Genomic DNA, 13,757 nt, shown 5'->3' with positions numbered 1-13,757 from the left:
AACCTCTTAAAGTGACTGTCAGTCAGTTGCCTTATGAAAATAATGCCAATAGAATAGACGCCATTCTTAGCCAATGGCGCTTTTTTTTGTACCTAACCAATTGTTTTATAAAATACATAGTGATTTTATAAAGGCTAGTTGTTATGTGAGCTTCATCACCTAAAGAGAAGCCACATATGGTTGACTTATCAAGGCATTATTCCTGACACATGCAAGACTTAGCTAAACTTCTTGTTATCGCTGATGACTCGCAGGTGCGAAATAACCTACAAACCATTCTCGAGTTTGTAGGTGAGCACTGCGTCGCAATTTCATCAAACGACATCAATCAGATTGATTGGACTCGGACCTGGTCTGGGTGCATCGTTGGTGCATTGCAAAGCCCTACGCTTTCTAAAGCGTTGCTGTCGCAGCTTTCTGTGTCAAATCATATCCCTTTACTCGTCACAAGCGAGTTTACTGGTGCGGTAGAGTCGCTGACAAACTTTGTCGGTGAACTCGAATTCCCTCTAAACTACCGTCAGCTTAGCGATGCATTGCGTCACTGTGGCGAATTTCTTGGCCGCAAAGGCGTTCAAGTACCTTCTGCGGCACGCAAAAACACTTTATTTCGCAGCCTAGTTGGGCAGAGTCCGGGTATTCAAGAGGTTCGCCATCTAATCGAGCAGGTATCAGGCTCTGAAGCCAACGTACTAATCTTAGGTGAATCGGGCACGGGCAAAGAAGTGGTGGCGCGAAATATCCACTACCATTCAACTCGCCGTAAAGGCCCTTTCGTGCCAGTTAACTGTGGTGCGATCCCACCAGATTTGCTAGAAAGTGAGCTGTTCGGTCACGAGAAAGGGGCATTTACTGGCGCTATTACCGCACGTAAAGGTCGTTTTGAGCTCGCAGAAGGCGGCACTCTGTTTTTGGATGAAATTGGCGATATGCCAATGCCAATGCAGGTGAAACTGCTTCGCGTGCTGCAAGAACGAGTGTTCGAGCGTGTGGGTGGAACGGCTGTCATTAAGGCCAATGTTCGTATTGTCGCTGCGACACACCGCAATCTTGAATCAATGATCTCTCAAGGGCAGTTCCGTGAAGACCTATTCTATCGTCTGAACGTATTCCCGATCGAGATGCCTTCGCTTCGTGAGCGCAAAGAAGATATTCCTCTGTTACTGCAAGAACTCTTAGCTCGTATGGAAGCAGAAGGTGGCCAACCAATCTGCTTTGCACCACGATCTATTAATTCTCTAATGGAGCATGACTGGCCAGGTAACGTACGTGAGCTCGCGAACCTAGTTGAGCGTATGGTTATCCTGTACCCAAATAGCTTGGTGGATGTGAATCACCTACCGGTTAAATACCGCTACAGTGATATTCCCGAGTTCCAACCAGAAATGAATGCGTTCAAAACCATTGAAGAGCAAGAGCGTGACGCGTTAGACAGCATTTTCTCTGATGACTTCTCGTTCAGCGATGAGCCAGAGTTTGATGAGCAACTCTCTCCTCAGTCACTGCCTCCAGAAGGAGTCAACCTTAAAGAGATGTTGGCGGATCTTGAGGTGAATATGATCAATCAAGCGCTTGATGCTCAAGACGGTATTGTGGCACGTGCTGCCGATATGCTGGGGATGCGCCGAACCACCTTGGTGGAAAAGATGCGCAAGTACAGCATCAATCGCTAGTTTCCCTCTTCGACTAAAATTTGACTCTGGTCACGATAAAAAATTGACGACAAAAAATTGACGCAATTAAGTGTCTGATTTTGAAAGAATATAGCTCGGCATGCCTTTTGCATTGTCGGGCTATAGTCTTTTTTGGGCTTACGTATTTCTACGAGCGGTAATGAGAGAAAGGAAAGCCTCGTAAATGAATCAGATGGTCAATGAAACATCGCAACCTGAACCAGAGTCGAGCTCACATCTTGACTCCCTAGAGGCGCAAGTTGAACGCTACCAACAGGTTATCGAAGCCATGCCTGCGGGCGTTATCCTATTGGATTCCCAAGGCGTTGTAAGAGAAGCCAACCCTGAAGCGCATCGAATCTTAGAGATCCCACTTGTTGGTCAAAAATGGTTCCACCTTATCCAAGTCGTGTTTGACCCAAGAGAAGATGACGGCCATGAGGTATCGCTGCGTAATGGGCGTAAGGTGCGCCTTGCTATTTCAGCGTCAAAAACCGGTCAGCTGATTCTAATTACCGACCTTACCGAAACACGTTTGCTCCAGTCTCGCGTCAGCGACCTGCAACGATTGTCATCATTGGGACGTATGGTGGCGTCATTGGCACACCAAGTGAGAACGCCATTGTCGAGCGCAATGCTTTACGCGTCGAATCTTGGAGCGCCAAACTTGCCGCAAGCGACACGTGAGCGTTTTCAAGTCAAGCTTGTCGATCGACTGCATGACCTAGAAAAGCAGGTGAATGATATGCTGCTGTTTGCCAAAGGCGGTGATAACAAGGTGATTAAGCCGTTTACCATCGCTGATTTAGTCGCAGAATATCAACCTATGGTAGAGACCACGCTGAAGAGCAATCAAATTGATTACTGCTTAGAAGTCGAGCAAGAGGAAACTCAGCTCCTTGGCAACGCCAATGCGTTGGCGTCAGCGCTAAGTAACCTCGTGCTCAATGCAGTCCAAATTGCGGGTAAGGGCTCCCAGGTCGATGTGTTCTTTAGACCCGTAAATAATGAACTCAAGATCTCGGTTCAAGATAGCGGACCGGGCGTTCCAAAAGAGCTACAACAAAAAATCATGGAGCCATTTTTCACGACACGTTCACAAGGCACGGGCCTTGGTCTCGCAGTAGTGCAAATGGTATGTCGTGCCCACGAGGGACGATTGGAATTAATATCAGAAGACGATGATGGCGCATGCTTTACCATGTGTCTGCCACTAGCAGAAACCACATCGAATCAAGAAGTAACAGATGAAGGATTAAACTGATGGCTCAGAGCAAAGTACTGATCGTAGAGGATGATGAAGGTCTACGCGAAGCATTAGTCGATACTCTTGCGCTTGCAGGTTACGAGTGGGTCGAAGCGGACTGTGCGGAAGACGCGCTGGTGAAGCTGAAAACTCAACCCGTAGATATTGTGGTTTCTGATGTGCAGATGGCAGGCATGGGCGGTCTAGCCCTGCTACGTAACATCAAGCAGCACTGGCCGAACTTACCTGTTCTGCTAATGACGGCTTACGCCAATATTGAAGACGCTGTAGCGGCGATGAAAGAGGGCGCCATTGATTATATGGCGAAGCCTTTTTGCGCCTGAAGTCTTGCTCAATATGGTGAGTCGCTATGCGCCAGTTAAGTCGGACGATAATGGTGATGCGGTTGTTGCTGATCCGAAGAGTATTCAGCTCCTTGCGCTTGCAGAGAAGGTCGCTAAGACCGATGCGAGTGTTATGGTTCTTGGTCCAAGTGGCTCTGGTAAAGAAGTCATGTCGCGCTACATTCATAACAAATCACTGCGTGCTGACGGCCCTTTTGTAGCCATTAACTGTGCGGCGATTCCAGATAACATGCTCGAAGCGACGTTGTTTGGCTACGAGAAAGGCGCATTTACCGGCGCGATTCAGGCATGTCCTGGTAAGTTTGAACAAGCTCAAGGCGGGACCATTTTGCTGGATGAAATCAGCGAGATGGATCTAAACCTTCAAGCAAAATTGCTGCGTGTATTGCAAGAGCGTGAGGTTGAGCGTCTTGGTAGCCGTAAGAGTATCTCATTGGATGTTCGTGTACTTGCGACCAGTAACCGCGACCTTAAGCAATATGTGCAAGAGGGTAACTTCCGAGAAGACCTGTATTACCGACTCAATGTGTTCCCAATCGCTTGGCCAGCGCTTCGTGAGCGTACCGGCGATATTGCGCCGCTAGCACGTCACCTGACGGAGCGTCACTGTAAGAAATTGGGTATGCCTATGCCGGAGTTTACTGAGCAAGCACTAGCCAAACTTCAATCCTATCCGTGGCCAGGTAACGTTCGTGAACTTGATAACGTGGTTCAGCGAGCCCTGATCCTGTGCGAGAAAAACCGAGTCTCAGCCGAACATATTTTGTTGGAAGGCGTGGATTGGCAAGACGCATCCAGCCTGCAAATGGCAGTAGCAGAACCACAATCGGTGGCAGTACCAACGGTTGCGCCTGTTGCTGAAGCTGTGTCTGAACTGGCTCGCCCAGTGGCAACCAGCGAAGGTCTTGGTGGTGAACTACGTGACCAAGAGTTTGCCATCATTTTGGAGACGCTCAAAGAGTGTGAGGGTCGCCGAAAAGAAATGGCAGAGAAGTTAGGTATCAGCCCAAGAACGCTGCGCTATAAGCTTGCCAAAATGCGCGATGCTGGAATTGAGATCCCTAGCTAATCGTCACAAATTAATTTGCCCCGATGCTAGTCAGTATCGGGGTAGGCGTGGCATAATTTTTGCTGAATATTATCAATTAACGCCCAGTATCAGAATTGTGAAAGGAAACTGTCAATTTATTGGCAGTGGATGGTAAAGCATGAAAGTTGACGGATTACACAGTGAAATGCAAGCGATGATGTTTGAAGCGTCAAACACTAAGCCTGCAGCCAATGCCCATCAAGTAGGGGCGAATTTTGGAGACATGCTTTCCCAAGCAGTAAATAACGTAAATGGCCTACAAAAAACATCGGGCGATTTGCAGATGCGTTTTGACCGTGGCGATGCCGATGTGTCGTTATCTGACGTGATGATTGCTCGTAACAAATCAAGCGTCGCGTTTGAAGCAACCATACAAGTGAGAAATAAGCTCGTCGAAGCCTATAAAGAACTCATGAACATGCCCGTGTAATCTAGGTAGTATAAAGTGGCTCAAGAAAATCAGTCGACGGATGTCGCGCTAATGGACAGTGGTACCGATACTGCAATGGTAGCGAGCTCAGACATAGCGTCCGACAGTCAAAACCCTGACATCAATGAAAAAAGCAGTTCTAAGTTTGATCTGGCAGTCGGTGATCTCGATCTGCTAAGACAGATTGTACTGGTGCTGTCGATCTCTATCTGTGTCGCTTTGATTGTGATGCTGTTCTTCTGGGTGAAAGAACCTGAAATGCGCCCGCTTGGCGTTTATGAAACCGAAGAGCTTATTCCCGTTCTGGATTACCTAGACCAGAAAAAAGTTGCCTACAAGCTCGAAGGTAACGCTTTAAGCGTTCCTGCTAGTGAATACAACAATCTGAAGCTTGATATGGTTCGTGCGGGCCTGAACCGTCAGTCGAACGCGGGCGATGATATCTTAATGCAAGATATGGGCTTTGGCGTATCTCAACGCCTTGAACAAGAGCGTCTCAAGCTGAGCCGTGAAAGACAGCTTGCCAAAGCCATAGAGCAAATGAAGCAGGTACGTTCTGCTCGTATCTTATTGGCGTTGCCAAAGCAAAGTGTGTTTGTTCGCCACAACCAAGAAGCATCCGCATCGGTATTTTTAACGTTGGCGACGGGCTCGCTACTCAGACAGCAAGAGATCGATTCCGTGGTCGATATGGTGGCAAGTGCTGTTCCAGGTATGAAACCGTCGCGCATTACTGTTACCGACCAACACGGTCGCCTGCTCAACTCTGGCTCACAAGACGCGACGTCTATGGCGAGACGCAAAGAGCAGGAGTTAGAGCGTAACCAAGAGCAAGCACTTCGCGAGAAAATTGACTCGGTACTGATTCCAATCTTAGGTCTTGGCAACTATACCGCTCAGGTTGATATCGAGTTGGACTTTAGCGCTGTTGAGCAAACGCGCAAGCGCTTCGACCCAAATACCCCGGCGACACGAAGTGAATACACACTTGAAGATTACAATAACGGCAGCGTAGTTGCTGGCGTTCCTGGAGCGCTGAGTAACCAGCCTCCAGCAGACGCCTCTATTCCGACCGATGTGGCGCAGATGAAAGATGGCTCGGTGATGGGACAAGGCTCAGTGCACAAAGAGGCGACTCGCAACTTTGAGCTCGATACCACCATTAGTCACGAGCGTAAACAAACGGGTGTAGTGAATCGTCAAACCGTTGCCGTTGCTATCAAAAACCGTGCGAAAGTGAATCCAGATACGGGCGAAGTGACCTATGAGCCACGCTCAGAGAGTGAACTTGCCGCTTTGCGTCAGATATTAGTCGGTGCTGTTGGCTTTAATGAAAACCGCGGTGACCTTCTGAATGTGCTTAGTATGACGTTCGAAGAGCCTGCTGCTGAGCTATTACCAGATGTGCCTATTTGGGAACATCCAAACTTTAACGATTGGATTCGTTGGTTTGCAAGTGCACTCGTTATCATCGTAGTCGTACTTGTATTGATTCGCCCTGCGATGAAGAAACTGCTTAATCCTGCCGCTCAGGATGAAGATGAGCAACTATACGGACCAGACGGCTTGCCGTTGGGTGCGGATGGCGAAACCAGCCTAATTGGTACTGATATAGATGGTAGTGAGCTGTTCGAATTTAGCTCTGGTATTGATTTGCCGAACCTACATAAAGATGAAGATGTGCTGAAAGCAGTACGAGCTCTTGTTGCGAATGAACCTGAACTTGCGGCGCAAGTTGTGAAGAATTGGATGGCTGAAAACTAATGGCGAATGAAATTGTAGCGGCCAACGGCGGTCAACTAGCGGAAACTAGCGTAGACATTGCAACAATTAGCGGCGAAGACAAAGCGGCGATCTTGTTGTTAAGTCTTAATGAATCGGATGCGGCGAGTATTATTCGTCATTTAGAGCCTAAGCAAGTGCAACGCGTCGGTAGTGCGATGGCAAAGGCCAGTGACCTTAGCCAGGACAAAGTCGGAGCGGTACACCGTGCCTTCTTAGAAGATATTCAGAAGTACACCAATATTGGTATGGGCAGCGAAGACTTCATGCGTAACGCGCTTGTGGCTGCACTTGGTGAAGATAAGGCGAATAACCTTGTTGACCAGATCCTGTTGGGTACTGGCTCGAAAGGTCTCGATTCATTGAAATGGATGGACCCTCGTCAAGTGGCGAGCATCATCATCAACGAGCACCCTCAGATCCAAACTATCGTATTGTCATACCTCGAGGCCGATCAGTCGGCAGAAATCTTGTCGCAGTTCCCAGAACGTGTTCGTCTTGATTTGATGATGCGTATTGCCAATCTAGAAGAGGTTCAGCCTTCTGCGCTTGCAGAGCTTAACGAAATCATGGAGAAGCAGTTCGCTGGTCAAGCGGGTGCACAAGCGGCCAAGATTGGCGGCCTGAAGGCAGCAGCGGAGATCATGAACTACCTAGACAACAATGTCGAAGGTCTACTCATGGATCAAATTCGCGACCAAGACGAAGATATGGCGACGCAAATTCAAGACCTTATGTTTGTATTCGAGAACCTTATCGAGGTCGACGACCAAGGTATTCAGAAGCTGCTTAGAGACGTACCACAGGATGTACTTCAACGTGCGCTTAAAGGTGCTGACGAAGGACTTAAAGAGAAGATCTTCAACAACATGTCTAAACGTGCAGCCGATATGATGCGCGAAGATATTGAAGCAATGCCACCTGTGCGCGTTGCTGATGTAGAAGCAGCTCAGAAAGAAGTTCTGACGATTGCTCGTCGCATGGCGGATAACGGAGAGCTAATGCTCTCTGGTGGCGCGGACGAATTCTTGTAAGCGAAGCGTGAAGGAAGATTAACTTAATGTCTAATGATAGAAAACGCGGCTTTTTACGCCCTTCAGAAGACAATACCGTTGAAGAAGCCCACTCGTGGGGACTGCCTGACTACACCTCGCAAGTAAGCCAAGAAGCGCGCGAGACGGCATTCAATTACGACCCGAGTTGGACGCCACGCGAAGAAACGCCAGCGGAAGAAGAGCCGCTGATGCTGACCGAAGAGCAGATTGAACAGATCAAACAAGGCGCTTATCAAGAGGGCTTGTTTCAAGGTCAAGAAGCAGGCTTCAAGCAAGGCTATGATAAAGGCAAAGAAGAGGGCTTAGCTGCAGGTCATCAAGAAGGGTTAGACCTAGGTAAAGCCGAGGGTGTGGCTGCTGGTGAAGAGTATATCAAGCAGCAAGTAGACACCTTCATGAATCTTGCCAATCAATTTTCTAATCCGCTTGAGCTAATGACTAGCCAAGTGGAGAAACAGCTGGTGGACATGGTTTTAGCTTTGACGAAAGAAGTGGTTCATGTCGAAGTGCAAACCAATCCACAAATTATTCTCGATACAGTAAAACAATCGGTAGAGGCGCTGCCGATTGTAGGTCATGCCATTACCCTCAAGCTCAACCCGATTGATATCGACATCATTCGTGCAGCCTATGGCGACGAAGAGCTGAATATCCGTAACTGGACCTTAGCAGTAGAGCCGTCGCTCAACAGAGGTGATGTGTATATTGAAGCGGGTGACTCCAGCGTGAGTTACAAGCTAGAAGACAGAGTCAAAAACGTATTGCAGAGCTTTTGCGGCACGAACCGCCATCAAGGGGGCGAGTAATGCAATCGCTGGCGCAGCGACTGGCAAACTACAAAGTAGAAGGCCATAAATCCAGAGCAACGGCATCCGGCAAGCTAGTGCGTGTGGTAGGGCTAACGCTAGAAGCGATTGGCTGTAAAGCACCTATCGGTAGCTTGTGTAAAGTTGAAACTATGCACGGCGATATGGACGCTGAAGTGGTCGGATTCTCTGGCGAACATCTTTATCTTATGCCCAGTGAGCAAATCACGGGTGTACTTCCCGGTGCGAAAGTCACCCCTATGGCCTCAGAGACCGGTTTACCTGTTGGTATGGAGTTACTCGGCCGTGTTATTGACGGTGTAGGTAATCCTCTAGACGGGCTAGGCGATATCTATACAGACAAGCGTGCCTCCTTTAACGCCGAGCCTATTAACCCACTGGCGAGAAAACCTATTACTGAGCCTCTCGATGTTGGCCTTAAAGCCATCAATGGCTTATTAACGGTCGGCAAGGGACAGCGTATTGGTCTCTTTGCTGGTTCGGGTGTAGGTAAGTCGGTGACACTTGGGATGATGACTAGAGGTACTACCGCGCAGGTCGTTGTGGTTGGCCTTATTGGTGAGCGTGGTCGCGAAGTAAAAGAGTTTATTGAAGAAATTCTCGGCACTGCGGGGCGTGAGCGCTCTGTGGTCGTTGCGGCTCCAGCCGATGCTTCCCCTCTGATGAGACTAAAAGGTTGTCAAACGGCATTAACCATCGCTGAATACTTCCGCGATCAAGGGTTAGACGTCTTGCTATTGATGGACTCACTGACGCGCTTTGCACAAGCTCAGCGTGAAATCGCGCTATCCGTTGGTGAACCGCCGGCAACGAAAGGCTATCCACCATCCGTGTTTGCTAAGCTGCCCGCTTTGGTGGAACGTGCTGGTAATGGCGACGTAAACCAAGGGTCGATAACGGCGTTCTTCACGGTGCTTACTGAAGGTGATGACTTGCAAGACCCTATCGCAGATGCTGCCCGTGCAATCTTAGATGGTCACATTGTACTCTCGCGTGAGATGGCTGATGCTGGTCACTATCCAGCGATAGACGTTGAGAAATCGGTCAGCCGTGTCATGCCACAAATAACCGATGATCAGCATGTTCTGATGTCCAAAGCAGTTCGACAAATTCTATCAGTATGTCGTAAAAACCAAGATTTGGTATCGATCGGCGCTTATAAGCCAGGAACGGATCCTGCAATTGATAGTGCGTTTACCCTTAAGCCAAAACTGGATCAATACCTGCAGCAGAGCATGAAAGAAACGGTGCCATACGACATGTGTCTTGGCATGTTAAAACAGCTGTTGCAAGTAGAGTCGTAGCGTCATGGATAACGCGTTAGAGTTCTTGCTTGAACAGGCTAAGGATAACGAGCAGCAGGCGGTGCTCGCCTTAAACAAGGCTCGTGCCGAACTCGAGGATTACTACCATCAGGTTAGGCAGATCGAACAGTACCGCTTAGATTACTGCAATCAACTGGTATCGCGAGGACAGGCTGGTCTTACGGCAAGCCAATACGGTCACTTAAATCGATTTTTGACACAGTTAGATGAGACGTTAACCAAACAAAAATCTGCTGAAAGCCACTTCCAACAACAAGTCGGTGACTGCGAAGAGTTCTGGCACAATACGAGAAAACAGCGTCAGTCGTATGAGTGGCTCATCGAGAAAAAAGCGAAAGAGAAAGCGCAACTTGAAGCTAAGCGAGAGCAGAAACAGATGGATGAATTCTCTAACTTGTTGTTTTCCCGTCGTCGTCAAACTCGCTAATTTCCTACCTTAGAGCTAAATCGTTATCGGTACAAAAATTGCATCGAACATGCCTAGATAATATAGGCGGCAAGATCCCGCCGAATACGTAACCTTCTATCAAACGGGCCTAAATGGAATGAGTCTGTCGATTTCAAATAACAATGTATCGAATACAGTACTGCCTAAAGGAGACGGAAAATCTTCTGTCACTGAGGGCGAGACTGGTGAGAATTCAGGCTTTTGGGATAAGTTCAAAGACGCGTTGTCTTCTGAAAAGTCTGAATCTGATCAAAAGGTTGATGGTGCATCCACCTCGGCAGGCAGCAAGTCTAAATCGACAGATGCCATGCTAGATGATGTGAAATCATCGGTTTCTGAGGCCGACTCGGAGACAGATGAAACTAACGCTGTAGCTAAAAAAGACGCTGAAGCTGCATCTAAGTCTGCTCAAGTGGAAGGCGAAGATGGCACTGCTCTCGCTGATTCGAAAGTAACAGGCAAGGATAAATCAGCGGCAGTCGGTTCTGCTGATTCAGACGAGTCAGAGCAGGCTGTCAAAAAAATGACAGCGATCGGTGTGGCTGCAGAAGCTGGTGCTAGCAAAGCTCAAAGTATAGAAGATACAGCGAAATCTAGCGTCAATGCTCAGCCTGATGCGAAGCAAACGGTCTCAGAAAATGCTGAGTTGCTGTCTCGATTAGATAACTCAAATAAAGCGCTGCAAACTCAAGCGGGAGCTGGCGTAGCGGCTGTCGCGGCTCAAGACGCTGAAGCGTCATCAGAGATCAAATCCCAAGGTGCGGATGTCGCTAGCGGTGAGCAGAAAGTGTCGAAGGGCAATCTTAGCCAAGATGAGGCGATGGCTGCATCGACGATGATGGCTGCTGGCTCAACTCAAGTCGCTACCAAGCCTAATGGTGAACCCGTAGCCATGAGCACTAACTCCGCGGTATCCGGTGACTCCGCTGCTGCGTCAAATAAAGGCCAGTTGCTAGCAGCAACCGGTGGCGCTGCTGTCATTAAAGGCAGTGACGGTAAATTGACACCTGCAAACGAATCAGATGCAAAGGCGGCGACAAATAATATCGCGTGGAGCAAATCTGATGCAGATCCATCAGTAAAGCCAGACGCGAAAGCAGCGCTTGCGGGTATGGCTGTGACGACAGATAAGACTGCACTGACTCAATCGCAGATCATGCAGGGGCAAACTGCACAAGCTCTGGCGGCACTGAATAAGCGCTAACCCAAGTGCAGCGGTTGCAGGGGCTAGCCAAGGTCAGCCGATCGGAGATATGGCCGCCGCCGCGTCGATGAGTGCAATGATGGCGAGTGGGCAAGCAAAAAGTAGCGCGCCACTCAGTACTCAGGCTTCTGGACTTCAAATTGGCGCAGCCAAAGGCACAAACAAAGCCCTGAACCAGCCTGGTGTGGGTTCTGAAGGTGCGTTGCAAGCCGCTGGTGCTGGAGCGCTGACGGCTACCCAAGTACGTGGTGAGCAATCGGCTCAAGCAACTGGGGCGGTGCAATCACCACTTATGCTGACGAAAGAAAACGCCGGTGAGCAGGTGGCCGAACGGGTTCAAATGATGATGTCGAAGAACCTTAAGCATGTGGATATTCGCCTTGATCCGCCTGACTTAGGTCGTATGCAGATTCGAATGAGCCTAAATAACGATTCCGCGACGGTACACTTTACCGTGCAAAACCAACAAACCCGAGACATGGTGGATCAAGCCATGCCTAGACTCAGAGAGATGTTGTCGCAACAAGGCATTCAGTTAGCAGACACCTCTGTTCAGCAGCAAGGTCAGCAGCAACGTCATGCTTCTCATGGCTCAGGCAACGGTGGTCCATCTTCCGGTGGCACCAATGGTTCAGCAGAATCTGACGCGAATGTTGAGGGTGGCGTCACAGTCGATGTTGCCGTGAATAAAAATAAAGATGGCATCAGTTACTATGCCTAAATCTAGATAACTCAGTAGTTGAAAAAATATGGCAGAAGAAAGCTTAGAACCCGCTAAAACCAACAGCAAAAAGCTGCTAATTATCATCGTCGCTGCAATTGTCGTATTGCTAGCTGCTGGTGGCGGTGCGTATTGGTTTTTAAGTTCGGATGACAGTGTCGACACGCAACCGATGACCACGAGCGGTAGTGCAGCTCCGGCGGTGCCAGTCGATCCTATTTCATACGTTAATTTAGCGCAGCCGTTTGTGTTCAATGCAGCGGGCAATCAACGCGATCGTATGGTCCAGATTAAAGTACAGCTGATGGTGAGAGGTCTTGATAATGAGAGTCAAGCTCGCTATCACTCGCCGTTGATTGAAAGTACTCTGCTGTCGACGTTTGCTTCAGCAACGGTAGAGCAGCTTCGTAGTACCAATGGTCGCGTAGAGTTACGTGATCAAGCCACTCAAGATGTGCAAGCGAGCCTAAGCCAAGTGGTAGGTAAGCCTGTGATTGAGCGTGTGCTGTTTACCGATTTTGTAATCCAGTAGGTGCATTGTGACTGATTTATTAAGCCAAGACGAGATTGATGCGCTACTGCATGGGGTCGATGACGTCGATGAGGTAGAGGACGAACTGGATCAAGATCCCGCAGATGTGGTCCATTTTGACTTCTCGTCACAAGACCGCATCGTCCGTGGTCGTATGCCAACGCTTGAACTTATCAACGAGCGTTTTGCCCGCCACATGCGTATCAGCCTGTTCAACATGCTGAGAAAAACCGCCGAAGTATCGATCAACGGCGTTCAGATGATGAAGTTTGGTGAATACCAAAACACCTTGTACGTGCCAACAAGTCTCAACATGGTGAGGTTTCGTCCATTGAAAGGGACGGCGCTTATCACTATGGAAGCGCGCTTGGTGTTTATTTTAGTGGAAAACTTCTTCGGTGGTGACGGACGTTTTCATGCCAAGATTGAGGGCCGCGAGTTTACGCCAACAGAGCGACGTATCATTCAGCTACTGATGAAGACGGTGTTTGAAGACTACAAAGAAGCCTGGTCTCCAGTGATGGGGGGTTGAATTCGAGTATCTAGATTCAGAAGTTAACCCAAGCATGGCAAACATTGTTAGTCCAACCGAAGTCATCGTAGTGAGCTCATTCCATATCGAAGTGGATGGCGGTGGTGGTGACTTCCACGTTGTGATGCCGTACTCCATGGTTGAACCTATTCGTGAGCTTCTGGATGCGGGTGTTCAATCGGACAAGATGGAAACTGACGTTCGTTGGAGTAGTGCGCTTCGCGAAGAGATCATGGACGTGCCGGTTAACTTTCGCGTCAACTTACTTGAAAAAGACGTGTCACTGCGTGATTTGATGGAGCTGCAAGCGGGCGACATCATTCCTATCGAAATGCCAGAGAATGCCACTATGTTCGTTGAGGACCTTCCTACCTTCCGCGTGAAGATGGGACGTTCAGGCGAGAAGATAGCAGTACAAGTATCAGAAAAAATTAGACGTCCAGATGTAGTGAAAACCGACCTGGCCTTCTTAGGGAAGGACATTATGGCGGAGCTAGAGCATGTGGAAGAAGTTGACGAAGAATAAC

At 48.8% G+C, this 13,757-nt stretch carries 11 protein-coding genes and 2 pseudogenes; all 13 read left to right on the top strand.

Translation table 11 applies throughout. The annotated features are described in order from the left end of the window. Positions 1–209 precede the first annotated feature (209 nt). The 13 genes and pseudogenes from AC6I8Y_RS12040 to fliM all read left to right on the top strand — a co-directional run bounded on the left by AC6I8Y_RS12040 (position 210) and on the right by fliM (position 13,756). The gene (locus tag AC6I8Y_RS12040; protein ID WP_498017849.1) at positions 210–1,673 is read left to right on the top strand and encodes a sigma-54 dependent transcriptional regulator; all 1,464 of its coding nucleotides are present in this window, start codon (positions 210–212) and stop codon (positions 1,671–1,673) included. 193 nt (positions 1,674–1,866) lie between these two features. Next, a complete protein-coding gene (locus tag AC6I8Y_RS12035; protein WP_234496052.1) occupies positions 1,867–2,937 on the top strand; it encodes a sensor histidine kinase in 1,071 nt (356 codons plus the stop codon). Next, a pseudogene (locus AC6I8Y_RS12030) lies at positions 2,937–4,353 on the top strand (sigma-54-dependent transcriptional regulator). The gene AC6I8Y_RS12035 and the pseudogene AC6I8Y_RS12030 overlap by 1 nt, the downstream one beginning before the upstream one ends. A 139-nt stretch (positions 4,354–4,492) precedes the next feature. After that, complete coding sequence (gene fliE / locus AC6I8Y_RS12025; protein ID WP_042478457.1) at positions 4,493–4,804, top strand: flagellar hook-basal body complex protein FliE; 312 nt, start codon at positions 4,493–4,495, stop codon at positions 4,802–4,804. 51 nt (positions 4,805–4,855) lie between these two features. Continuing rightward, positions 4,856–6,568, top strand: a complete 1,713-nt coding sequence (gene fliF, locus AC6I8Y_RS12020) for a flagellar basal-body MS-ring/collar protein FliF (RefSeq protein ID WP_394150927.1) — start codon at positions 4,856–4,858, stop codon at positions 6,566–6,568. Beyond that, positions 6,568–7,620, top strand: coding sequence for a flagellar motor switch protein FliG (gene fliG / locus AC6I8Y_RS12015; RefSeq protein ID WP_042478459.1), 1,053 nt, complete (start codon positions 6,568–6,570; stop codon positions 7,618–7,620). The genes fliF and fliG overlap by 1 nt, the downstream gene beginning before the upstream one ends. 26 nt (positions 7,621–7,646) lie before the next feature. After that, positions 7,647–8,447, top strand: a complete 801-nt coding sequence (gene fliH / locus AC6I8Y_RS12010) for a flagellar assembly protein FliH (protein ID WP_042478461.1) — start codon at positions 7,647–7,649, stop codon at positions 8,445–8,447. Continuing rightward, positions 8,447–9,772: a flagellar protein export ATPase FliI gene (gene fliI / locus AC6I8Y_RS12005; RefSeq protein ID WP_252011576.1), complete on the top strand. Its 1,326-nt coding sequence runs from the start codon at positions 8,447–8,449 to the stop codon at positions 9,770–9,772. The genes fliH and fliI overlap by 1 nt, the downstream gene beginning before the upstream one ends. A 4-nt stretch (positions 9,773–9,776) precedes the next feature. After that, entirely contained in the window at positions 9,777–10,220 is a 444-nt protein-coding gene (fliJ, locus tag AC6I8Y_RS12000) for a flagellar export protein FliJ (RefSeq protein ID WP_042478466.1), read from the top strand. Between the two features lie 118 nt (positions 10,221–10,338). Then, the gene (locus AC6I8Y_RS11995) at positions 10,339–11,445 is read left to right on the top strand and encodes a hypothetical protein (protein WP_498020250.1); all 1,107 of its coding nucleotides are present in this window, start codon (positions 10,339–10,341) and stop codon (positions 11,443–11,445) included. Positions 11,446–11,494: 49 nt separating this feature from the next. Beyond that, positions 11,495–12,166 (top strand): flagellar hook-length control protein FliK, encoded by a 672-nt coding sequence (locus tag AC6I8Y_RS11990; protein WP_498020249.1) that lies wholly within the window; start codon positions 11,495–11,497, stop codon positions 12,164–12,166. 28 nt (positions 12,167–12,194) lie between these two features. Continuing rightward, a complete protein-coding gene (fliL, locus tag AC6I8Y_RS11985) occupies positions 12,195–12,698 on the top strand; it encodes a flagellar basal body-associated protein FliL (protein ID WP_394150587.1) in 504 nt (167 codons plus the stop codon). 7 nt (positions 12,699–12,705) lie between these two features. Continuing rightward, a pseudogene (gene fliM, locus AC6I8Y_RS11980) lies at positions 12,706–13,756 on the top strand (flagellar motor switch protein FliM). The last annotated feature ends 1 nt before the right edge of the window (position 13,757 follow it).

The organism is Vibrio sp. KUL78 (assembly GCF_059725505.1).
The sequence above is the reverse complement of the archived record's forward strand: the minus strand, read 5'-3'. Positions and strand labels throughout refer to the sequence as shown.

Excerpts from the sequence above, each read along its gene's own strand:
- AC6I8Y_RS12040 (WP_498017849.1), top strand. The coding sequence starts at position 210 with ATGCAAGACTTAGCTAAACTTCTTGTTATCGCTGATGACTCGCAGGTG.
- AC6I8Y_RS12035 (WP_234496052.1), top strand. The coding sequence starts at position 1,867 with ATGGTCAATGAAACATCGCAACCTGAACCAGAGTCGAGCTCACATCTT.
- fliE (WP_042478457.1), top strand. The coding sequence starts at position 4,493 with ATGAAAGTTGACGGATTACACAGTGAAATGCAAGCGATGATGTTTGAA.
- fliF (WP_394150927.1), top strand. The coding sequence starts at position 4,856 with ATGGACAGTGGTACCGATACTGCAATGGTAGCGAGCTCAGACATAGCG.
- fliG (WP_042478459.1), top strand. The coding sequence starts at position 6,568 with ATGGCGAATGAAATTGTAGCGGCCAACGGCGGTCAACTAGCGGAAACT.
- fliH (WP_042478461.1), top strand. The coding sequence starts at position 7,647 with ATGTCTAATGATAGAAAACGCGGCTTTTTACGCCCTTCAGAAGACAAT.
- fliI (WP_252011576.1), top strand. The coding sequence starts at position 8,447 with ATGCAATCGCTGGCGCAGCGACTGGCAAACTACAAAGTAGAAGGCCAT.
- fliJ (WP_042478466.1), top strand. The coding sequence starts at position 9,777 with ATGGATAACGCGTTAGAGTTCTTGCTTGAACAGGCTAAGGATAACGAG.
- AC6I8Y_RS11995 (WP_498020250.1), top strand. The coding sequence starts at position 10,339 with ATGAGTCTGTCGATTTCAAATAACAATGTATCGAATACAGTACTGCCT.
- AC6I8Y_RS11990 (WP_498020249.1), top strand. The coding sequence starts at position 11,495 with ATGGCCGCCGCCGCGTCGATGAGTGCAATGATGGCGAGTGGGCAAGCA.
- fliL (WP_394150587.1), top strand. The coding sequence starts at position 12,195 with ATGGCAGAAGAAAGCTTAGAACCCGCTAAAACCAACAGCAAAAAGCTG.